Raw genomic sequence first — 20,260 nt, forward strand, 5'->3', positions numbered from 1 at the left:
ATTCGGTGATTTCCGTTGAAAATTAACGGGAGTTTCCGACATAATGCCGCCTCAATAGCTGGGTATTGTCTTCGGAACAGAAACCGTCAGACGCTGGATGACGGCGCAGGGTGGGGCAGTACCGGATCGGGTGCATGATTGAGTTCGAGAATGTGAGCAAGTCCTTCTGGACCGGCAGACAGCGCAAGGTGATCCTTGACCGTGTGTCGTTCCGGGTGGATCTGGGCAGATCCATGGGCATCCTCGCCCCGAACGGCACCGGCAAGACCACCCTGATCAACATGATGGCCGGGCTGGAAAAGCCCGATGAGGGGAAGGTGATCCGAACCAGCCGCATCTCTTTTCCGCTGGGCTTCATGGGCGGTGTCGTCAACCGCCATACCGGCACCGAGAACGCGCGCTACATCGCCCGGCTCTACGGGCTGGACCCCGACTATGTAGAGGCGTTCTCGCGCTGGATGTGCGGGATCGAAGAGTATTTCGACATGCCGCTCGGCACTTACAGCCAGGGCATGCGGGCGCGGTTCAGCTTTTCGCTGATGCTGGCGCTGGATTTCGACATCTACCTGATCGACGAGGGCATGCCCTCGACCACGGATGTGGAGTTCAACCGCAAGGCCGGCAGCATCCTGCGTGAACGGCTTGAAAAGACAACGGTTGTAATGGTGTCGCATCAGGCCGAGACGCTCGAGAAATTCTGCCGCTCTGCCGCGGTTCTGCTGAACGGCAAGCTGCATATGTTTGACACGCTGGAAGAGGCGAAAAAGCTCTATGACTACCAAACCCAGAGCTAAGAAATACCGCATCCGGCGCAACGGGCCGCTTGGCAACGGACGCCCGCGCGCCGCCGCGGATGGCATGGCGGGCGCCGTGGCGGGTGCCGCCGCCAGCCCGATGCCCGAAACCGTCGGGGCGATGGCCTCCCCTGCCCCTTCCCCCGCCGCCGCGGCCACCGCCGTTGCGCAGGCAGCGCCCGCCGCCGCGCCGGAGCCTGCCCCGACGCCGCGCACCGAGCGCCCCGTCGACCAGGATATCACCGAGATCCGCCGCGAGGGCCTGACCGGCCGCCAGCTGCGCATGGCGCGCCGCGTGGCACAGAAACACGGCCTGGCGCCCACCTCCGATTTCGATGCCGTCCGCCTGCTGCGCAAACAGGGGATTGACCCGTTCCAGCGCAGCAACATGCTGGAACTGGTTGTGTCGGACAGCCCCGGCCAGCCGCAGGAAGCCCCGCCCCAGCTTCCCCAGACTGTGCGCCAGGGCGGCGCCGGCCTGCCCGCGACGCCGATCCCCGCCAGCATCTCGCCGGCCGAGCAGGTGATGCATATCCAGCAGGATATCGCCCGCCGCCGCCGCCGCCGCATGGTCACGATGCTGTCGCGGCTGGCGGCCTTCGTGCTGCTGCCGACACTGGTGGCCGGGATCTACTATTTCCGCATCGCCACGCCGATGTATGCCACGAAATCGGAATTCGTGATCCAGCAGGCCGAAAGCCAGATGAGCGGCGGGCTGGGCAGCATGTTCGCGGGCACCGGCCTTGCGGTGCAGCAGGATTCCATCGCGGTGCAAAGCTATCTCAAATCGCGCGACGCGATGCGCCGGCTCGACGCCGATCTGGGCTTCATGGCCCATTTCAGCCAGCCCCAGATCGACCCGGTTCAGCGGCTGGACCCAGACGCCACCAGCGAGGCCGCCTATCGCGTCTTCGAGCGCACCGTGAAAATCGGCTATGACCCGACCGAAGGCATCCTGAAGATGGAGGTCATCGCAGCCGATCCCGAAACCTCCGCCGCCTTTTCCGAAGCGCTGATTTCCTATGCCGAACAACGCGTCGATGGCCTGACCCAGCGCCTGCGCGAGGATCAGATGTCAGGCGCCCGCGCCAGTTTCCGCGAGGCCGAGACCCGCGTCGAGGAAGCACAGAACCGGGTGCTGGAGCTGCAGGAACGTCTGGGCGTGCTGGACCCGGTGACGGAAACGACCGCGCTGATGAGCCAGATCTCGAGCTTCGAAATCCAGCTGCGCGAAAAGCGGTTGCAGCTTGACCAGTTGATGGACAACGCCCGCCCCAACCAGGCCCGGGTGGACGGCGTGCGCGGCGATATCCGCCGGCTCGAAAACCTGGTGGCGGAGCTGCGCGCGTCGATGACCGAAAGCACCACCGGCACCGATTCCCTGGCCCGTGTCTCTGCCGAATTGCGGATCGCCGAAGCCGATCTCGCCAACCGGCAGCTCTTGCTGCAGCAGGCGCTGCAACAGCTTGAAACCGCCCGGATCGAGGCGAACCGGCAGGTGCGCTATCTTTCGCTCGGCGTCAGCCCCGTCGCGCCTGACGAGCCGACCTATCCCCGCGCATTCGAGAACACCATTCTGGCTTTCCTGATCTTTGGTGGGATATATCTGATGATATCCATGACCGCCTCAATTCTCAGGGAACAGGTTTCAAGCTAGATGAAGAATATCCAGACCGGCGCGCTGACCATCGGGAACGATCAGCCGCTCACCGTGATCGCCGGCCCCTGTCAGCTGGAAAGCGCCGAACACGCGCTGATGATCGCCCGAACCATGAAGGCGGCCTGCGAGGCCGCGGGCGCGGGCTATGTGTTCAAGGGAAGCTTCGACAAGGCCAACCGCACGTCGGCCAGCGGCAAGCGCGGCGTCGGGCTCGAGGCCGGGCTGCGTATTCTGGCCGAGGTGAAACAGGCGCTCGGCATTCCGGTGCTGACGGATGTTCACACGGCCGAACAATGCGCCCCAGCGGCGCGGGCGGTGGACATCCTGCAGATCCCCGCCTTCCTGTGCCGGCAGACCGATCTGCTGCTGGCGGCGGGCGAGACCGGGGCGGTGATCAACATCAAGAAGGGCCAGTTCCTTGCCCCTTGGGACATGGACAATGTCGTGGCCAAGGTCGAAACCACCGGAAACGAGCGCATCATGCTGACAGAGCGTGGCACGTCCTTCGGCTATAACACCCTGGTGACCGACATGCGCAGCCTGCCCCGGATGATGCAGACCGGCTATCCGGTGGTGATGGACGCGACCCATTCGGTGCAACAGCCCGGCGGCCTGGGCGGCGCCACCGGCGGCCAGCGCGAATTTGCCCCGGTAATGGCGCGCGCCGCCGTTTCGCTGGGCATTGCGGCGGTGTTCATCGAAACCCACGAGACCCCGGATACGGCGCCCTCCGACGGGCCCAACATGATCCCGCTGGATCAGATGGGCGCGCTCATCGAAACGCTGATGGCATTTGACCGTCTCGCCAAGGCCCACCCGATCCGCCTGGGCTGATCCCGAAATCGCGCCCTGCGAACAAGTTGGAAATTTTCGTGAAATTGGGCTTGAAGACCGGTGCGGTCCGGCGTAATTAACCGCCCACCGTTGGGGTGTAGCCAAGTGGTAAGGCAGCAGTTTTTGGTACTGTGTATCGTAGGTTCGAATCCTACCACCCCAGCCAGTCACTTCCTTGATTTGATATACTGAGACTTCAGCGCACGTTTATCGCGTGTTTCCCTGCCCTTGGCGTGTGCGAATTTCAGGTGAGACGCGAACCGGGGCGCCAAACGGGGCCACTTCGGGCCGCAGCCTCTGTTTGCGATTTCGGCGGTACGCATTCGGGAATGGCGCGGGGGTCAGAGCGCGGCGAACTGCGCGTGCTGCTCGGACCAGACCGTAGAGAAGCGGGTCTTGATCAGGTAGCCCGTGGTGAGGCCATCGGGCTGTTCACCCGTGGCGATGCCGTCAAGAACATCGGGCGCGAGCAATGCAAGGTTGGTCACGTCCTGAACACGGCGTTTCGACACTCCTTCGGCGTCAGCGATTTCGGAGAAGGTTTTACCCGTGATGACCATTGCCAGCCAGCTGCGCCCCTTCATGATGTTCTGCCCCAGCGTTCTGTCGATCTCTGCCGGTGCCTCACCCAGATACAGTTTCAGCTCAACGCCACACCGGCGCGTCTGGAATGGAGATTCGATTGTCATTTCAGCCAGATTGATTTGTTCCGGCAGGTAGCCGAGACGATCAGCAAGCATTGTCTTGTCCAGCATCACCGTCAGGGAGCCCGGTTGCAGATCGGTTCGTTCTATCAAAGCCAGTCGTTCCGTCACTTTGCCTTGTTCCTGAAGCCTTTTCGATACGTCTGTCAGTTCGGCTGCCGTCAGGTCTTCGGTCATTGCGATCGCGGCACCGGGTCTGGTCAGATGCTGCCCCATCAGTTCAGCCAGCAAGCCCTCAACCTGTGCTGCGGGCAGCCGCCAGGCATCCGGATGCGCCCGGCTGCGATCTTTGACCAGTCTGCGGGAGATGTAGTAACGAAGTCGTTTGCCATTCTTGCGCCTGTGGCTGGATGTCAGACGATTGCCGGTTTCATCAAAGAGCTTACCCGCAAGTAGTGATCTGGTTGCCTTTTGTCTGGAGCCGCGAGCAACCGCTGCCCCATTCTGCATCATGTCCTGAATTTTGTCCCAAACCGCCGGATCAATGATGGCTGGATGCTGTCCCTCATAGACCTGTTTCTTGTGCCGGATTCTCCCGGTGTCTGACGTCAGCGCCAATGGGCCAGTTTAGGGTGATTTGATAAGAGAGGGTTTCTGGCACATCGTAACCACCAAGGAGTGGAGATGAGACAGAATCCCGGAACCAAGCAGAGCCACGGCGAGAAGGTCGTCAAGGACATCCGTCGAGCGACCCGCAAACAGTATACGGCCGAAGAGAAGATCAGGATCGTGCTGGACGGCCTGAAGGGCGAGGACAGCATTGCCGATCTGTGTCGCCGCGAGGGTATTGCCCAGAGCCTGTATTACAGCTGGTCCAAGGAATTCCTCGAGGCCGGCAAGAAGCGTCTGGCGGGCGATACGGCTCGCGCGGCGACATCTACCGAAGTCAAGGATCTGCGCCGTGAGGCCCGCGATCTGAAGGAAGTCGTTGCCGAGCAGGCACTGGAGCTGCGGCTGCTCAAAAAAAGCATGATCGCGGATGGGGAAGACGACGAATGAGGTATCCCGCATCCGAGAAGCTTGAGGTTATCCGCTTGGTCGAAGGATCGCATCTGCCGACCAAGCGCACGCTGGACAAGCTCGGCATCCCCAGAACGACCTTCTACCGCTGGTATGATCGATATCTGTCGGGCGGCCCCGAAGCCTTGGAAGATCGCAGCCCCAGGCCGTCGCGGGTCTGGAATCGTATCCCGGAACCTGTTCGCGAGAAGGTCAAGGACCTGGCCCTGCAGGAAAGTGAGCTGTCACCGCGCGAGCTGGCCGTGCGCTTCACCGACACGGAAAAGTATTTTGTGTCAGAAGCTTCCGTGTATCGTATCCTCAAATCCTACGACCTGATCACCAGCCCGGCCTATGTGGTTCTGTCAGCGGCTGACGAGTTCCGGAACAAGACCACACGGCCGAACCAGCTTTGGCAGACCGACTTCACATACCTGAAGGTCATCGGTTGGGGCTGGTTCTATCTCTCGACGATCCTCGACGACTACAGCCGCTACATCATTGCATGGAAGCTCGGCACGACGATGAAGGCTGGCGACGTGACCGACACGCTGGACCTGGCACTGCAGGCTTCAGGCTGCGATCAGGCGACGGTCCTGCACAAGCCACGGCTGCTCTCGGACAACGGCGCCAGTTACATCTCGGGCGAGTTGACCAACTGGCTGGAAGACCGGCAGATGGGGCATGTCCGCGGTGCCCCGTATCACCCGCAGACCCAGGGCAAGATCGAGCGATGGCACCAGACCCTGAAGAACCGCATCCTGCTGGAAAACTACTACCTGCCTGGCGATCTCAGCCAACAGATCGACGCCTTCGTCGAAAACTACAACCACCGACGCTATCACGAGAGCCTGCAGAACCTCACACCGGCCGACGTCTACTTCGGACGCGGTCAGACCATCCTGCAAAAACGAGAACGGATCAAAAGGAAGACCATCGAAACCCGGCGCTTGCTTCACCGCAAACCCGCCGCATAATCAAACCAACCAGATGCGCCAGATACTCTCTTAGATCAGGCCGCCAACTGGCCCAAAAACTCTGACGACGGACATCCGTCAACGATTTCCGAGGGGAAGCCGGTCCGGCCGCTGTTGGGGGCAGGAAGGACGACGTGGTCGCTTCGAGACCCTTCGAGCCATGGATCGTTTTGTAGCTGAGACGAAGTCGTGGGAAGCGGCGCCGGAGGCTCCGGATGTCCGGTTCCAGAAAGCGGTACGGGCCGAGGATGAGGACGCTTGTCTCATGCGTCCCGTCGCCCCGCCGCTCCGATACAGCCGCCAGACGAAAGCGCATCAGGTCGATTTCACCCTCCACGCGGCGCACGTGATCGACAACGACCTCGCCCGCACTGGTCAGTTTCATTCCGCGCGGCAAGCGGTCGAACAGTGGCATCCTGAGATCGCGTTCGAATTCCAATATCTGCCGGTTGACCGCGGCAGGCGCGATGTTAAGCACCTCTGCCGCCTTGCGGACCGATCCGTGCCGGGACACTGCCAAAACATAGCGGAACGGTCTGGACTGGCGCATCTGATCATCCCTCGGGTGTTGTGGTATCACGGCGCATTGGATCCGGAATCCATGGCCACCACAAGCATCACCGCCGTTTGCGGTCGCGCGGGCTGTCACCATTGCAGACCGCTCTGCCCCGCGACGCCGCCGAATACCGCCCCAAACTTCGCGGTTGCGACGCGAGGCGGCACCGACGGGCCCTTCCGCCGCAAGATGGTGCCGCGGCCAGGCTCTACTCCACCAATCTCGACCACGGCGATGGCGATGGCGCGTCCGGTTTGTCACCCCGTGGCGAGCCAGTCCAGCGCGCGGTCCAGCATGGCATCGCACAAGGACAGTTGGCTAAGCTCAATAAACTCATCGGCCTTGTGCCCCTGTTCCATCGACCCCGGTCCGCAGACATAGGTGGGAATGCCGTGCGCGGCAAAAACCCCCGCCTCGGTGCCGAAATCCACCTTGCTCGCCGGGAACCGCGCACCGAAACCAATCAGCAACGCAGCCATCGGGCTGTCCGCCGCGGCGTCCAGACCGGGATAGCGGTTGGTTTCCGCCAATGTGGCGTCCGCCGCCGCGAAGCTCTCCGAAAGCCGGCCAAGATGCGCCGCCAACTGGGCGTGAAACCGGTCCCGCAATTCATCCGGGTCGGTGGTGGCCAGATGCCGGATCTCGAAGGTCAGTTCGGCGCGGTCCGGCACGATGTTCAGCGCCGTTCCCGCACGCAAGATACCGGCATGAATCGTCGTATAGGGCACATCGAAGGCCGGATCCCGGGTCTCTTGCGATGCCAGCCTGTCTTGCTCGGCGCGCAGCAGGGCCAACGCATCGGCCGCCAGGTGCATGGCGTTCAGATGATGCGGCGCGCGGGCCGAATGCCCGGCGGTGCCGTGACAGGTAAGCCGGTGGGATACCTTGCCCTTGTGCCCGGTGACCAGCCGCATCTGGGTCGGCTCTCCGACAAGGCACAGGGCCGGAGGCGCGATGGTCGGCGCAAGGCTGGGCATCATCTCGAAAATACCGAGGCAGCCATCCTCTTCGTCGAAGGACAGCGCGAATTTCAGCGGTGCGGCCAGGCTGCTCCCCGCCGCACGCTCGGCCAGCGCAAGGGCGCAGGCGACAAAACCCTTCATGTCGGTGGTGCCCCGGCCATAGGCTCGCCCGTCCCGGCGTGTCAGGGTGAAGGGGTCGCCGGTCCACGCCTGCCCGTCGACCGGCACGACATCCAGATGCCCCGACAGCATCACCCCGCCCGGTCCGCCCGGCCCCATGCTGGCGAACAGACCGGCGCGGCCAGTGCGGTGGCTTTCCACCCGGTGACACCGCGCCCCCGCGCCGGTCAGGATTTTTTCGCAGTAGTCGGTGATGGCGATGTAGTCGGGCGCCGTGAAAACCGACGGGATCGCGACCAGCGCCTCAAGATGGTCCAGCGTCCGGGTCAACGGCTCATTCCGCACCGGCAAAGGGGATGCGGAATTCGCTTTGCCCGCTCAGCGTCACGATCTTTCCCTCGGCCACCATCGCATTAGGTTCGACAAAGGTGTAGCCAAGCACGCCCCCCGGGCCGATGACCGCGCTGCCCAGATAGATCGCGGCGCAATTCTGCGGGTCGTGTCCCGTGGGTGCCAGCGGCGTCTCGATACGGTGCGCGACAAGGTTTCCATCCACCAGCACCCGGTGTTCGCCGCAAGACACCACGGGGCATCCTGCACGCACGACAATCTCTCCGATTTCGGGTCGCGGCGGATACATGGCCTCGAAGGCGACATCGGCGACAAGCCCGGCAAGGCTGCCGACGGGGTGTATCGCGTTGTGCAGCACCTCTACGGCGGCTGCTCCGTCCGGTGCCACGCGCCGCGCGCTCCCCACATCGGGCCGGGCCGCGACCAGCGCACTGTTCAGCGCCGCCATGCCGGCGCCGGGGCCTAAAGCGATCATGCCCGCGTCGGCCGCAGGCAGCGGGTCAAGCACATCGTGCAGGGCCTCAAGGGCGGTGCGGCCCGCCCGCATCGCCGCCAGAACGGATTGGTTCAGCGCGCGCCCATCCGGCCCGGGGGTGTTCGGCAGGCGGTGCCCGGTCACCAGCCCGAGCCCCGGTTCGGCCGCCAGAAACATCGACAATGGCGCGGGGCGATCCGGCCCGCTGGATATGACGGCGGCGTAGGGCGCGGCGGCAATATGCGCCGGGGGCGGACCGCCGGTCGTCTCGCCGTCGATGAACAGGGTCGCGGTCCCGCCGCGCTGCGTGTCGGCCCGCCACAACCGCCCCTCGGCATCCAGCACCGCATAGGCCGCAAAACCGCCGATGGAGCCTGTCCCTGCCGCCTCGGCCACGTGCAGCGCGCGAAAGACGGCCAACCCGGCGCCCGGACCAAAGGCAGCGATGCCGATGGTCATGCGACCGCGTCCGGCATGCGGACATGGCACGCCACCTTGTGCCCGCCGCCGGTCGGCAGCAGGTCCGGCAGAACCTTGCGGCAGATGTCCTGCGCAAACGGGCAGCGGGTCTGGAAATGGCATCCCGGCGGCGGGTCGATGGGGCTCGGCACGTCGCCTTTTAGCACGATCCGCTCGCGGCGGCGCGCGGCAGGGTCCGCCACCGGCACCGCCGACAACAGCGCCCGCGTATAGGGGTGTTGCGGATCGCCGAAAATCCGACGTCGCGACCCGATTTCGACAATCCGCCCCAGATACATCACGGCGACCCGGTGGCTGACATGCTCGACGACGCTCATGTCGTGACTGATGAACAGCATCGACAGCCCCATTTCCTTTTGCAGCCGGATCAGAAGATTGATGACCGAGGCCTGAATCGACACGTCCAGTGCCGAGACCGGCTCATCCGCGACGATCAGCTCGGGTTCGACGATCAGGGCGCGCGCAATCGACAGGCGCTGGCGCTGGCCGCCAGAGAATTCATGCGGAAAGCGGCCCATCTGATCCGCGCGCAGCCCCACCTTTTCGAATATTTCGGCGACCCGGCGGGTCTTTTCCGCACCCGAAGCGATGCGGTGGATCGTCAGCGCCTCGCCCACGATGGCCCCGGCGCTCATGCGCGGGTTCAGCGACGAATAGGGATCCTGAAAGATTGTCTGGACCTTGCGCCACATCGGCGTCATGGCCCGGCGCGACAGGCCCGCGATGTTGACACCCCGCAAAAAGATCGCCCCGTCCGACGGGTGGTGAAGCTTCATGATCAGCTTGCCGACCGTCGACTTGCCACAGCCGCTTTCGCCGACCAGACCCAGCGTCTCGCCCGGACCGATGTCAAAACTGACACCGCCGACCGCCTGCAGCGTACCGGATTTGCGCAGCAATCCGCCGCCGACATCGAAGCTCTTTCTCAAATCGCGCACGCTCAGAATTGTGCCGGCGGTCATGATGTTGCCTCCATCGTCGGCGCCAGCCGGTCGGAATGCCAGCATGCCGCAGAATGGGCCCCCACCCTATCTGCGAAAGGCGGATCCTCGGCGAGGCACTTGTCGGTGCTCAACGCGCACCGGTCGGAAAACCGGCACCCGTTCGGCAGATCCGTCAGCGCGGGAACCACGCCGGGGATCTCGTTCAGCTGCGTCCCTCCGACCTCGCCCGCCGTGCCCAGCACCGGCAGGGCCGCCAAAAGGCCGCGCGTATAGGGGTGCCGGGGCCGCGCGAAGATATCCTCGACCCGGCCCTCCTCGACCTTGCGGCCCGCGTACATCACCACAACGCGATCGGCCATTTCGGCGACCACGCCCATGTCATGGGTGATCAGCATTATCGAGGCGCCGGTGGTCGCCCGCAGATCGCGCATCAGTTCGAGGATTTGCGCCTGAATAGTCACATCCAGCGCCGTCGTCGGCTCGTCCGCGATCAGCACGCGCGGCGAACAGGACATGGCGATGGCGATCATGATCCGCTGCAACATGCCCCCGGAAAACTGGTGCGGATATTCCCCAAGCCGCTTTTCCGGCGCGGGGATGGACACGCGCCGCATCATCTCGACCGCGTGTTTGCGCGCCTCGGCTTCGGACATGCCGGTGTGCTGGCGGATGCCCTCGGTCATCTGCCGCCCGATGCTCAGCACGGGGTTGAGCGATGTCATCGGCTCCTGAAAGATCATCGCGATCTCGTTGCCGCGCAGCTTTTGCAGCGCCTTTTCGTCCAGCCGGGTCAGATCGCGGCCGCCATAGGTAACCGAACCGCCGGCAATGCGCCCGGGGGGATCGGGGATAAGCCCCATGATCGACAGCGAGGTGACGCTCTTGCCGGACCCGCTTTCGCCGACGATCGCAAGAATCTCGCCCTCGTGCAGGGTGAACGACACCCCGTCGACGGCGCGGCCAACCCCGGCTTTAGTGCGGAATTCGGTACACAGGTCGCGCACCTCCAGCACCGGCGCGGGGCGTGTGGCAGGTTCATCGTTCGGCGCCTCGATGGATTTGGTCGCGCTCATACTGTCTGCCTCGGATCCAAAGCCTCGCGGATACCGTCCCCCAGCAGATTGAAGGCCAGCACGGTGATCATGATCGCCACGCCGGGATAAATCATGATCCACGGCGCCTGATTGAAGTAGTCCCGCCCCGCCGACAGCATCGCGCCCCATTCCGGGCTGGGTGGCTGCGCGCCCAGACCGAGAAAGCTCAACCCCGCCGCCGCAAGCACCGCCGACGAAACCCCAAGGGTCGCCACCACGATCAGCGGCGGAATGATGTTTGGCAACAGATGAAGGAAAATCAGCCGCAGATGGCCCGCGCCCTGCACATAGGCCGCATCGAAATAGGCCCGGTTGCGCTCGACCAGCGTCACCGAATAGGCTACGCGGGCGTAAAACGGGATGGCGGCGATGCCGACGGCGATCATGGCGTTTGACAGGCTGGGCCCCAGCACAGCCACCGCGGCAAGCGCGATAAGTGTCTCGGTAAAGGAAAAGACGACATCGACCAGCCGCATCAGGATGCGCTCGGTCCAGCCACCGGCATATCCGGCGACCAGCCCGGTCAATGTTCCCACCGTCAGCGATATGCCGACCGCGATGACGCCCACCTGAATGGTCAGCCGCGCGCCCCAGATCACCCGGCTGAAGATGTCGCGGCCGAATTCGTCCGTCCCGAAAGGGTACGCCATCTCGGGCGTCAGCAGCGACATGCCGGCGCCCATCTCGTCAGGCGGATAGGGCGCGATCCACGGCGCAAAGAAGGCGACAAGCACCAGCACGGTCACCAGAACCATCCCGACGCGCGCGCCCCGGTTGCTCATGGCGCTGCGCCAGAACCGGCCCATCCGGCGCAGCAGCACGGCCCAGCCCGAGGGTGCGACGCCGGCGGCGGGCGTATGGGCCGCGCCGGCAAGCGCAATGGCTTTCTCAAGTCGATTCTGCATGGCGCGCCCCTTCACCGGTTGCGGATGCGCGGATCGAGCCACGCATAAAGCAGGTCCATCAGCACCGAGACGAGCACGACGACGACCGCGAACATTAGGATAAACCCCTGGATCAAGGGATAGTCGCGCTGAAAGATCGCCTGAATGGCCATGCGACCGACGCCGTTCCACCCAAAGACGTTCTCGACCACGATGGCGCCGCCCATCATATAGGTGAACTGCAGGCCGATCATGGTGACGATGGGCACCAGCCCGGCGCGCAGCGCGTGACGGTACAGCACCAGTGCACGTGGCAACCCCTTGGCATAGGCGGTGCGAATGAATTCCTGATCGAACACGTCTATCATCGAAGACCGCGTCAGCCGTGCGATGATCGCCGCATTCGTGACGCCAAGCGTAACGGCCGGCAGCACCAGATTGGCCGCACCGCTGCCTGCGACCGGCAGCCATTGCAGATGCACCGCGAAATAGAACAGCAAGATCAGCCCGAGCCAGAAATGCGGCATGGACACGCCAAGGATGGCCGATGTCATCAGCAACGTGTCCAGCCACGTGCCCCGCCTGTAGGCCGCGACGAACCCGCAAACCAGCCCGATCGCGCAGGCGATGACCAGGGCGGACGTGGCCAGGATCAAGGTGTTGGGCAGCCGCGCCAGCAAAAGCTCCAGCACCGGCTGATCGCCGCGGATGGTCCGGCCCAGATCGCCCTGCAGCACGCGGCCCATATACTGGATGTACTGAACCATCAGCGGCTGATCCAGCCCAAGGCGCGCGCGCACCTCCTCCAGCTGTTCCGGCGTGGTGCCCTGCGACTGGGCGTACATGATCTGTACCGGATCGCCCGGAACCAGATGGATCAGCATCGAGACGGCGACGGTGGTCACAAGGATGGTAAGCAGGGCCGCGAAAAGACGTTGCGCAAGAAAGCTGGCCATGACTGCGTTCTCCGGTGCCGGTTGTCAGGAACGGGCGGCGCCGGTGGCGCCGCCCGCCGCATGGTTCAGTGATCTATGGCGTTGAACAGCGCGCGGTTGAACGGCCCGATCTTGAAGCCGGGCGCATCGGCCGACACCGCATACAGCCACGACCAGCCCGGGGTATAGATCGGCACCTGCCCGGCCTCTTCCAGCAGGATCTTGAATGCGGCATGAACGATTTCCTTTCGGGCATCGGGATCGACGGTGGTGCGCATATCCTCGAGGATCTTGTCCAGTTCCGGCGTCTGGAAGCCCTGATAGGCGCCGGGCGAATGCCACAGCAGATACAGCAGATCCGGATCGAACCAGGTCCAGCCCATCAGGTCCATATAGCCCGGTCCTTCGGCCTTGTTGTTTTCCTGGGTGTCGCGGGCATTCAGGGTGCCGATGTCCATCACCTCGATATTGGCGACGATGTTCACCTTCTTCAGCTGGTTCTGCAACATCTGCAGCATCCGTTCGCGGCTGTCGCCAGTCCAGGTGGCCAGCGTCACCTCCATCGGCTTGTCAGGCCCATAGCCCAGTTCGGCCAGCAGCGCCTTGGCCTTCTCGGGGTCGTAATCCTGATCGTACTGCTTGCAGAACTCGGGATCGTTGCCGAAGACTCCCTTGGAGATCGGGCAGTACTGTCGCTCGACGATATCGCCGTACACGACCTTGATGGCCAGGTCCTTGTCGATGGCATGGCTGACCGCCTGCCGCGCACGCTTGTCGTCGAAAGGCGGTCGGTTCACCGCGAACTGCAGGAACATGTTCTGGCCGGTGCCCTGCGCAACGTAAACCTCTACGCCCGGATCGTCCTGCAGCGATTTCACCTCCTGGATCGGTGGCACGATCACCTGCAACTCGCCGGTGCGCAACCCTGCCATGCGGGTCTGCGCTTCGGGCATCGTGCGCATGATCAGCCGGTCCGCCAGCGGCGGGCCGGGGTTGTCGATCGGCCGGCCGTAATTCACGTAATCGGGGTTCTTCTCCAGCACCACCTCGGCCCCCTTCGTCCACGAGGCGAATTTCCAAGGCCCGGTGCCGATGGCCGAACCAGTCCCGAAATCGTCGGCCGCCGCGTTGCTGTCGCACAGCATCGAGGTGAACTGATCCGCCATGAACGGAACGAAGGCCCCGAACGGCGTGGCAAGATGGAAGGCGACGGTCAGGTCATCGATCTTCTCGACCTCGCCTATGTCGCCCCAGCTCGATTTGGTCAGGCTCGGGTTGTCCTCGCCAAGGGCGCGTTCGGCGGTCCAGATCACATCATCGGCGTTGAACGGTGTGCCGTCGTGGCAAGTGATCCCTTCGTTCAGAACGAAGGTAACCAGCGTGCCGTCCTGTGCGATCTCCCAGCTTTTCGCCAGGTTCGGAACGGGCGCCCCGCTATCGTCGAATTCCAGCAGCGAATCGTAGATCTGATACCAGACCTGACGCGACAGCGTGGATGTCGCCCTGTGCGGATCGAGCGAGTCGATATCGCCGTCCCGGGCCCAGATGATGTCTCCTGCTATGGCCGGTCCGCCCGCGGCAATGGCCAAAGCCGCGGCCAAAGCGGTTTTCCCCCAGTATTTCATGGAATACTCCTCTGTCGGATGTCATGCCCGGCGCTTGAGCCCCGGTCAGGTTTGGTGCGGAATGTCTCAACTGACAGGTCTAACGCTGATAATTTAATTTCACTCTGTCAACCCACTAAAACTTGTGTTTCAATTCCCGGCAGAAGAAGGAACGTTGAATGTCCGAGAAACCGCCAAAAGATGCGCCGCCCCGCTCGATCGAGCGCAGAATCAAGGCAATCTATGAAAGCATCCCCGCCAGCGAACGGGTGCTGGCCGACCGGGTGCTGGAATATCCCAGCGATGTTCTGATGTGCTCGGCGACCGAGCTGGCAGAGCTTGCCGGGGCCTCGAAGGCGGCGGTCACGCGCTTTGTGAAACGGCTTGAATACAGCGACTTCCGCGAAATGCAGCGCGAAATTCGCCGGGCGCAATCCACCGGCGACCCGATTTTTCTGAACGCCGGGCGCAGCCAGCGCGAGGGCGGGTCGAACGCTCTGCTGGTTCATCTGGATCAGGATATGTCATGCCTGCGCCAGACGATCGAACAGCTTGACCAGGAAGTGCTGATCGCCATCGCCCGCCGCATCGTCTCGGCGCGGCGGGTCGCCTGTCTGGGCTATCGCAACAGCTATTTCTTCGCCGCCTACATGCGGCGTCAGATCATCCAGATCCGCCCGGACGCGATGATCCTTCCCCTGCCCGGCCAGACCCTGATGGAGGATCTCGGCCAGTTCGGCCCCGACGACCTGCTGATCGCCGTCGGCCTGCGCCGCCGGCCGCCCGAACTGGGCCGGGCCATGCAACTGATGCAGCAGGCCGGCGTTCCCATCGCCTATGTCACCGACCGGCGCGCCATCACCTCGACCAAATTCGCCAAATGGGTGGTGCCCTGCCAGGTGCGTGGCACCTCGTTATTCGATTCCTATGTCGGGGTGATCAGCGTGCTGAATTTCATTTGCACCCGCGCCGTCGTGCTGTCCGGCGCGACGGGCCGCAAACGCCTGAACGACCTTGAGGAGATGATCGAACTGCTGAGCGAACTCGACCCAAAGAACTGACCCCATTTCGCGACGGCGCCACCAGAACCGGAGATAGCCTTGAAGATCGACAGAATTGACATCTACCACGTCTCCATGCCCCTGCTCGCCCCCTGGAAGACCGCCTTCAGCGATGAGCATGCCATCGAAAGCATTCTGGTGCGGATGGAGAGTGATGGCACCGTCGGCTGGGGCGAGGCCGCGCCCTATTCCGTACCGCAGTTCTGCGCCGAATGGTGCCCCGCGGCCTTTCTGCTGATCCGCGATGTATTCGCCCCGCTGCTGATTGGGCGGGACATTGCATCGGGTGGGCAATTGCAAGGCTTGCTTGCTCCCTTCAAAGCCAATCAATTCGCCAAGGCGGCACTGGACACGGCGTGGTGGGATCTGCAGGCGCGCCGGGCGGGGCAGCCGCTGTGGCAGATGCTGGGCGGCAGCGCTCCGCTGATCGAAGTTGGCGCCGACATCCCCGTTCAGGACAGTATTGAGGCGCTGCTTGCCCGTGTCGCGGCGGCACAAGAGGCCGGTTTCACGCGGACCAAACTGAAATTCCGCCGCGATAGCGGGGTGGCTATGGTCGCCCGCGTGCGTGAGAGCTTTCCGGACATGCCCGTGCATATCGACTGCAACTGCGGCTTTACGCTGGACGACCTGCCCCTGTTTCGCGAACTCGATGCGCTTGGGCTGGTGATGATCGAACAGCCCCTTGCTGGCGACGACCTTGTTCATCACGCCCGGCTGCAAGGGCGGTTGACGACGCCCCTGTGCCTTGACGAAAGTATCACATCGCTCGAGCGCGCCCGAAAGGCGATCGAGATTGGCGCCTGCCGCTGGATGAATATCAAGCACGGCCGTGTCGGCGGCCTGACCAACGCGCTAGAGGTCTATCAAGTCTGCCGTGAAAGCGATGTGCCCTGTTGGATCGGCGGCATGCTTGAATCCAATATCGGGCAAGGCGCGTCCATAGCTCTCGCCACCCTATCGGGCCTGTCCTATGCCCCGGATATCTTCCCGGCCGGGCGACTGTATCACAGCGACCTTGCCACGCCCGATCTGGTGGGCGTGTCGCCTTCCAGCATCCGCGCCTCGAACTTGCCAGGTCACGGCTTTCAACCTGTGCCGGAAAAGCTGCAGGCGATGACGCTGCAATCGGCAGCTGCGACATAGCTCGTGCCAGCCCGGGATACGCATCCGCTAGAACGCCTCCAGTTCATTGCGTTTTTCCTCGCTCAGCCGTGGCATTCTGTTCTCCTTCTTCAAAGATTTCGCCATGAAAGAAAATCGGAACACCAAGCCGCACGCCAACTGTGCATTCGATGAACGCATATTCAGGTTCCCCGCTAAGCAGAAAAACCACCCTGTTCGGCTCAATAAAGTTCCCTGTTATTATCGGCAGGGAAATTCCCGATAACTCTTTGAAGAGTCTTGATGAATTTCTCTGATATTGGCGTCAGACAGCCGAAATACGCTGTTACTTTCCCTGTTTGTAGCGAATTTTGCAGAGACGAGATAGCTCCAGACTGCCTCCACAGCCAGTCACTTCTCTTGCTCGAGATGATGCAAGTAGCGCGGCGGATAGTGGTGCGTTGTCCGTGCATTGCACGGATCGCGCCGTGGCGCGGACCTCGGATTGCGTCGGGAACGGGTCCGTTTCCCAGTGCGACGGCAGCGCATGGCGCAGGCACCAATCCGACGCAAACCCGAGCGCCCGTTTGCAGTCGAAGACCTCGCGCACGATGTCCGGGGGCAGAAACACAAGGTCGATCATCCGCCGGACACGACGCTTTCAGATATTTTCAGCGCTTGCGATCTCGCCAAAGGTCCGGCCGGCCCGTTAGTGAAGCAGCATCCGGATGATTGTTAGTGCGTGCCGGCCTCTGGGCTGCCGGGATGATGGTTTTGGCGTGTCGGTAAGCGGATCGCCTTTCACGCATCGCCCGGCGCCCCCGTCACCGTCACCGTCACCGTCACCGTCGATTGGTCGTTGCGATGTGAACCACATCGCGCCTGAACTCATCGCTGTAACTTAACACTATTTCTTGTCTCCTTCATTGTGGGCATCCCAAGAGACCGGAACAAATCAGCACGAATCCACGGGGCACCTCAACATGACAGGCCCCATCGATTACCCTACAGCGACATAACCGGTGGTTCCTTTCAAACCGCCGGCTTCCGATGCTGCGTCGCCTGTTCATAGGCATAAGCGCACTGGATCAGACACGCCTCGCTCCATTGCCGACCGAGGAAGATCAATTCGAAGGGTGCGCCGGAGGCATAATAGCCCGCCGGAACCGTGACACCCGGAATTCCCGCGATATTCAACTCGCCCACCGTTGTCTCGAGGATCGCCTCTCCCGAGTACAGGCCCGGCAATTCGCAAAGCATCTGCGGATAGACCAGCCCATCCAGTTGATGGCGTTCGAAGACCTCCGCGATCAGCCTGAGATAGCGTCTCTTGAGAGCCGTGAATTCGGGCAACGCCGGTGGCGTCGCGGGGGACTTCACAGCCTCCAGAAAATCCGGGAGTTCGTTCAGAAAGCCAAGGATCGCCCCCTCGGCCAGCGGGTTTTCCTCCTTCGTGGCCGCGACGAACGCATCCCAGGTTGTGAGTGCCGCATCGGGGCCAAGCCGTTGCAGGTAGCACGTCATGTCATAGGGGATAGACTCGAGCCCGCGCCCGTCAAAGAAAGGCGTGCCCGGGGTAATCTGGCGAAGCGTGGCAAATTCGGTGTTGGCGAAAGGATCTTCTATCAGAAGCGCGCCCTGAGCCGCGAGCTCTTTCTTGGCACGTTCGTACAAAGCGGCAGTCTCTTCCGACAGCGCATCCTTACGCCACCCCGGCCCGTAGACCCCCAGGCGCTTGCCTCGCAGCCCCTGTGCAGACAATCCAACCGCGTACCCGCCCTCTGGAATCTTGTCGACCGATGCCAGCGTTTTCGGGTCTTCCGTCGTGAACCCGGCGAGCACGTCAAGACAAAGCGCAGCATCGGTGACGTTTCGGGCAATCGGGCCAACGACGTCGCGGCTCCCCGAAAGCGGCACAACCCCCGCGTTTGGAACGAGACCGATGGTCGGCTTGATGCCGACAAGCCCCTGCGCCGACGCGGGGTTCTGGATGGATCCCCCCGTCTCCTCGGCAAGACCTACCACGCACATATGGGTGGCGACGGCGGCCGCTGTCCCCGCGCTCGACCCCCCCGGAGCACGGTCTTCGATGGCAGGATTGAGTGTCGGGCCGGCCCAGCTGTCATTTGCATGGGTCCCCGTCCAGCTGAGGATCGGGACGTTGGTCTTGCCGAGGATCACCGCATCCGCGGCGCGCATCCGCGCGACAACCGGGCTGTCCCGTTCGGGAAAAAGATCAATCCCGCCCGTTTTCGAGCAGAGCAACCGCCACCCCGCCGTGGTGGGAAAACCGACCATATCCATCGGATCCTTGACGACGACAGGTACCCCGGCCAGCGGGCCAAGCGGTTGGCCCGCGACGCGCCTGCGATCAATCTCGCGTGCCGTTTCCAGAGCCTGATCATTCTCGAAAATGATCGCGTTGTACTTGCCATTGAGTTTATGAATCTGGGCTATGCAGGCTTTTGTCAAAGCTTCGGTCGTAAACTCTCCGTTCGCAAACCCCTCTTGGATTCTTCCAATGGTCAACGTTCGCAAATCCGGCAAGGGATCTTGATTCTCGGGTGACTCGGTGGGCGCTGAAGTCATCGAATACTCCTGGTCTGGCGAAAAATCCGGCCGAAAGCAGGCGGAAACGGAAAACTCGGCACACGCGAGCAAACCTCGGGCTTGACCTGCCCTTCCCGCGTCACTTGGCGATTCCGATGATGGATTTGAGCACGGAGGCGCCCACTGAATATTTCGGGTCGACCATATTTCCCAGCCGGACACGGCCGCATTGGGTCAGCAGCATGTATGCGTCGATTTCCTCAAATCCGAAATCAGACGCCATCCAACGGATTAGCTCGCGGTAGGCACCTCGTGCCGCATCTTCCATAGGTCTGGCGGATCCGACCGTCATGTAAAAGGACTCGTTTTCGAGGCGCGGGCCGCGAATGGTCCAGTTCTTGATCAGATCGATACGGACCGTCGTCACCGTCGGGTGCTCGACCGCTACACCGCACAGCTCGCCGTCGCCCTGTGCCGCGTGGCAATCGCCGAGGAAGAGGTAGCCACCCTCGGTATTCACCGGCAGATAGACCACCGCACCGGGGGCCACGTCGGGAAGGTCCATGTTGCCCCCATAGTAATCGGGCACCAAAGACGAAATCGCCTCGGCCTCGGGCGCGGTTCCGATCGTGCCGATGAAGGGCTCGTACGGCAGGCTTATCTTGTCATTCCACTTCACGCCCGTTTCGACATCGACTTCGAGCTTTCGAACCCGCTCAGGCAAGGGCTGCGTCAGCATCGCGGTGTCGAACGTGGGCACTAGCCCGCCGAACTCGGGCATGATCGTCGTGGTCCCCCGCGGCTGCGGCCCGCGCGGAACGATGCTTTCGATATAGACAGCGATCGTATCGCCCTTCTCGGCACCGTTGACATAGATCGGGCCGTTCTGGGGATTCAGAAAGGGGAAATTCAGGATTTCGGAAGGCGAATCCGTCTCCTTCTGAATCTTGCCTTCGAAGGCATCATGCGTTTCGGCACTCACGACCGTACCGGGGTCGACGTACAAAATGGGGTCGATCCCCGCCGAGTAGATGTAGGGATAGTCGCCCTGCTCCGCCTCTGTCAGGCTGCGAGTATCCACACTCTGGCCTTTCGCCACCCCCTTGCGGGCCATAATCGACTCTTCAAACCAGCTCATAGCTTTTCCTTTCGCATTGGATTTGTCCTGCTTT

At 62.7% G+C, this 20,260-nt stretch carries 17 protein-coding genes and 1 tRNA gene; 7 read left to right on the forward strand and 11 right to left on the reverse strand.

Features of this window, described 5'->3' with window-relative positions; genetic code table 11:
* Positions 1-134 precede the first annotated feature (134 nt).
* The 4 genes from TQ29_RS10120 to TQ29_RS10135 all read left to right on the forward strand — a co-directional run bounded on the left by TQ29_RS10120 (position 135) and on the right by TQ29_RS10135 (position 3,454).
* Positions 135-794, forward strand: a complete 660-nt coding sequence (locus TQ29_RS10120; RefSeq protein WP_037208236.1) for an ABC transporter ATP-binding protein — start codon at positions 135-137, stop codon at positions 792-794.
* A complete protein-coding gene (locus tag TQ29_RS10125; protein ID WP_054539056.1) occupies positions 772-2,451 on the forward strand; it encodes a capsule biosynthesis protein in 1,680 nt (559 codons plus the stop codon). The genes TQ29_RS10120 and TQ29_RS10125 overlap by 23 nt, the downstream gene beginning before the upstream one ends.
* The gene (gene kdsA / locus TQ29_RS10130; RefSeq protein WP_054539057.1) at positions 2,452-3,288 is read left to right on the forward strand and encodes a 3-deoxy-8-phosphooctulonate synthase; all 837 of its coding nucleotides are present in this window, start codon (positions 2,452-2,454) and stop codon (positions 3,286-3,288) included.
* Between the two features lie 91 nt (positions 3,289-3,379).
* A tRNA-Gln gene (locus TQ29_RS10135) sits at positions 3,380-3,454 on the forward strand.
* A 175-nt stretch (positions 3,455-3,629) separates the two neighbouring features.
* Here TQ29_RS10135 and TQ29_RS20660 read toward each other — a convergent pair.
* Positions 3,630-4,550 (reverse strand): hypothetical protein, encoded by a 921-nt coding sequence (locus TQ29_RS20660; RefSeq protein ID WP_157445565.1) that lies wholly within the window; start codon positions 4,548-4,550, stop codon positions 3,630-3,632.
* 66 nt (positions 4,551-4,616) lie between these two features.
* Here TQ29_RS20660 and TQ29_RS10155 point away from each other — a divergent pair.
* Positions 4,617-5,968, forward strand: a protein-coding gene (locus TQ29_RS10155) for an IS3 family transposase (protein WP_157445566.1) whose coding sequence is annotated in 2 segments (ribosomal slippage) — positions 4,617-4,953 and positions 4,953-5,968 — 1,353 coding nt in all. Because the reading frame shifts where the segments join, the coding sequence is not laid out codon by codon here.
* On the opposite strand, the gene TQ29_RS21050 is transcribed toward TQ29_RS10155, so the two are convergent.
* The 8 genes from TQ29_RS21050 to TQ29_RS10190 form a co-directional block, all read right to left on the reverse strand.
* Positions 5,913-6,518: a LysR family transcriptional regulator gene (locus TQ29_RS21050; RefSeq protein WP_207642703.1), complete on the reverse strand. Its 606-nt coding sequence runs from the start codon at positions 6,516-6,518 to the stop codon at positions 5,913-5,915. The genes TQ29_RS10155 and TQ29_RS21050 overlap by 56 nt on opposite strands.
* 263 nt (positions 6,519-6,781) lie before the next feature.
* Complete coding sequence (argE, locus tag TQ29_RS10160) at positions 6,782-7,936, reverse strand: acetylornithine deacetylase (protein ID WP_054539062.1); 1,155 nt, start codon at positions 7,934-7,936, stop codon at positions 6,782-6,784.
* A gap of 4 nt (positions 7,937-7,940) precedes the next feature.
* Positions 7,941-8,891, reverse strand: coding sequence for a hypothetical protein (locus tag TQ29_RS10165; protein WP_054539063.1), 951 nt, complete (start codon positions 8,889-8,891; stop codon positions 7,941-7,943).
* On the reverse strand, positions 8,888-9,874 hold the full coding sequence (locus TQ29_RS10170; protein WP_054539064.1) for an ABC transporter ATP-binding protein: 987 nt from the start codon (positions 9,872-9,874) through the stop codon (positions 8,888-8,890). The genes TQ29_RS10165 and TQ29_RS10170 overlap by 4 nt, the downstream gene beginning before the upstream one ends.
* On the reverse strand, positions 9,871-10,929 hold the full coding sequence (locus TQ29_RS10175) for an ABC transporter ATP-binding protein (protein ID WP_054539065.1): 1,059 nt from the start codon (positions 10,927-10,929) through the stop codon (positions 9,871-9,873). The genes TQ29_RS10170 and TQ29_RS10175 overlap by 4 nt, the downstream gene beginning before the upstream one ends.
* On the reverse strand, positions 10,926-11,855 hold the full coding sequence (locus tag TQ29_RS10180) for an ABC transporter permease (RefSeq protein ID WP_235974542.1): 930 nt from the start codon (positions 11,853-11,855) through the stop codon (positions 10,926-10,928). The genes TQ29_RS10175 and TQ29_RS10180 overlap by 4 nt, the downstream gene beginning before the upstream one ends.
* Positions 11,856-11,866: 11 nt before the next feature.
* Entirely contained in the window at positions 11,867-12,790 is a 924-nt protein-coding gene (locus TQ29_RS10185) for an ABC transporter permease (RefSeq protein ID WP_054539066.1), read from the reverse strand.
* A gap of 65 nt (positions 12,791-12,855) precedes the next feature.
* A complete protein-coding gene (locus TQ29_RS10190) occupies positions 12,856-14,394 on the reverse strand; it encodes an ABC transporter substrate-binding protein (protein ID WP_054539067.1) in 1,539 nt (512 codons plus the stop codon).
* Between the two features lie 158 nt (positions 14,395-14,552).
* On the opposite strand from TQ29_RS10190, the gene TQ29_RS10195 reads away from it, so the two are divergent.
* Both TQ29_RS10195 and menC read left to right on the forward strand, forming a co-directional pair.
* Complete coding sequence (locus TQ29_RS10195) at positions 14,553-15,434, forward strand: MurR/RpiR family transcriptional regulator (protein ID WP_054539068.1); 882 nt, start codon at positions 14,553-14,555, stop codon at positions 15,432-15,434.
* A 39-nt stretch (positions 15,435-15,473) separates the two neighbouring features.
* Positions 15,474-16,580, forward strand: a complete 1,107-nt coding sequence (menC, locus tag TQ29_RS10200) for an o-succinylbenzoate synthase (protein ID WP_054539069.1) — start codon at positions 15,474-15,476, stop codon at positions 16,578-16,580.
* A 990-nt stretch (positions 16,581-17,570) separates the two neighbouring features.
* Here menC and TQ29_RS10205 read toward each other — a convergent pair.
* The gene (locus tag TQ29_RS10205) at positions 17,571-19,127 is read right to left on the reverse strand and encodes an amidase (protein WP_054539070.1); all 1,557 of its coding nucleotides are present in this window, start codon (positions 19,125-19,127) and stop codon (positions 17,571-17,573) included.
* A 100-nt stretch (positions 19,128-19,227) separates the two neighbouring features.
* A complete protein-coding gene (locus TQ29_RS10210; RefSeq protein WP_037210358.1) occupies positions 19,228-20,226 on the reverse strand; it encodes an acetamidase/formamidase family protein in 999 nt (332 codons plus the stop codon).
* Positions 20,227-20,260 lie beyond the last annotated feature (34 nt).

The organism is Actibacterium sp. EMB200-NS6, from assembly GCF_001305615.1.
In the GTDB taxonomy this organism is placed as follows: Bacteria; Pseudomonadota; Alphaproteobacteria; order Rhodobacterales; family Rhodobacteraceae; genus Actibacterium_A; species Actibacterium_A naphthalenivorans.

What these genes read in the sequence shown, in the direction of transcription:
- TQ29_RS10120 (WP_037208236.1), top strand. Translation starts at nt 135, where the DNA reads ATGATTGAGTTCGAGAATGTGAGCAAGTCCTTCTGGACCGGCAGACAG.
- kdsA (WP_054539057.1), top strand. Translation starts at nt 2,452, where the DNA reads ATGAAGAATATCCAGACCGGCGCGCTGACCATCGGGAACGATCAGCCG.
- TQ29_RS10210 (WP_037210358.1), bottom strand. Translation starts at nt 20,226, where the DNA reads ATGAGCTGGTTTGAAGAGTCGATTATGGCCCGCAAGGGGGTGGCGAAA.
- TQ29_RS10175 (WP_054539065.1), bottom strand. Translation starts at nt 10,929, where the DNA reads ATGAGCGCGACCAAATCCATCGAGGCGCCGAACGATGAACCTGCCACA.
- TQ29_RS10125 (WP_054539056.1), top strand. Translation starts at nt 772, where the DNA reads ATGACTACCAAACCCAGAGCTAAGAAATACCGCATCCGGCGCAACGGG.
- TQ29_RS10180 (WP_235974542.1), bottom strand. Translation starts at nt 11,855, where the DNA reads ATGCAGAATCGACTTGAGAAAGCCATTGCGCTTGCCGGCGCGGCCCAT.
- TQ29_RS10165 (WP_054539063.1), bottom strand. Translation starts at nt 8,891, where the DNA reads ATGACCATCGGCATCGCTGCCTTTGGTCCGGGCGCCGGGTTGGCCGTC.
- TQ29_RS10190 (WP_054539067.1), bottom strand. Translation starts at nt 14,394, where the DNA reads ATGAAATACTGGGGGAAAACCGCTTTGGCCGCGGCTTTGGCCATTGCC.
- TQ29_RS21050 (WP_207642703.1), bottom strand. Translation starts at nt 6,518, where the DNA reads ATGCGCCAGTCCAGACCGTTCCGCTATGTTTTGGCAGTGTCCCGGCAC.
- TQ29_RS10185 (WP_054539066.1), bottom strand. Translation starts at nt 12,790, where the DNA reads ATGGCCAGCTTTCTTGCGCAACGTCTTTTCGCGGCCCTGCTTACCATC.
- TQ29_RS10170 (WP_054539064.1), bottom strand. Translation starts at nt 9,874, where the DNA reads ATGACCGCCGGCACAATTCTGAGCGTGCGCGATTTGAGAAAGAGCTTC.
- TQ29_RS10195 (WP_054539068.1), top strand. Translation starts at nt 14,553, where the DNA reads ATGTCCGAGAAACCGCCAAAAGATGCGCCGCCCCGCTCGATCGAGCGC.
- TQ29_RS10205 (WP_054539070.1), bottom strand. Translation starts at nt 19,127, where the DNA reads ATGACTTCAGCGCCCACCGAGTCACCCGAGAATCAAGATCCCTTGCCG.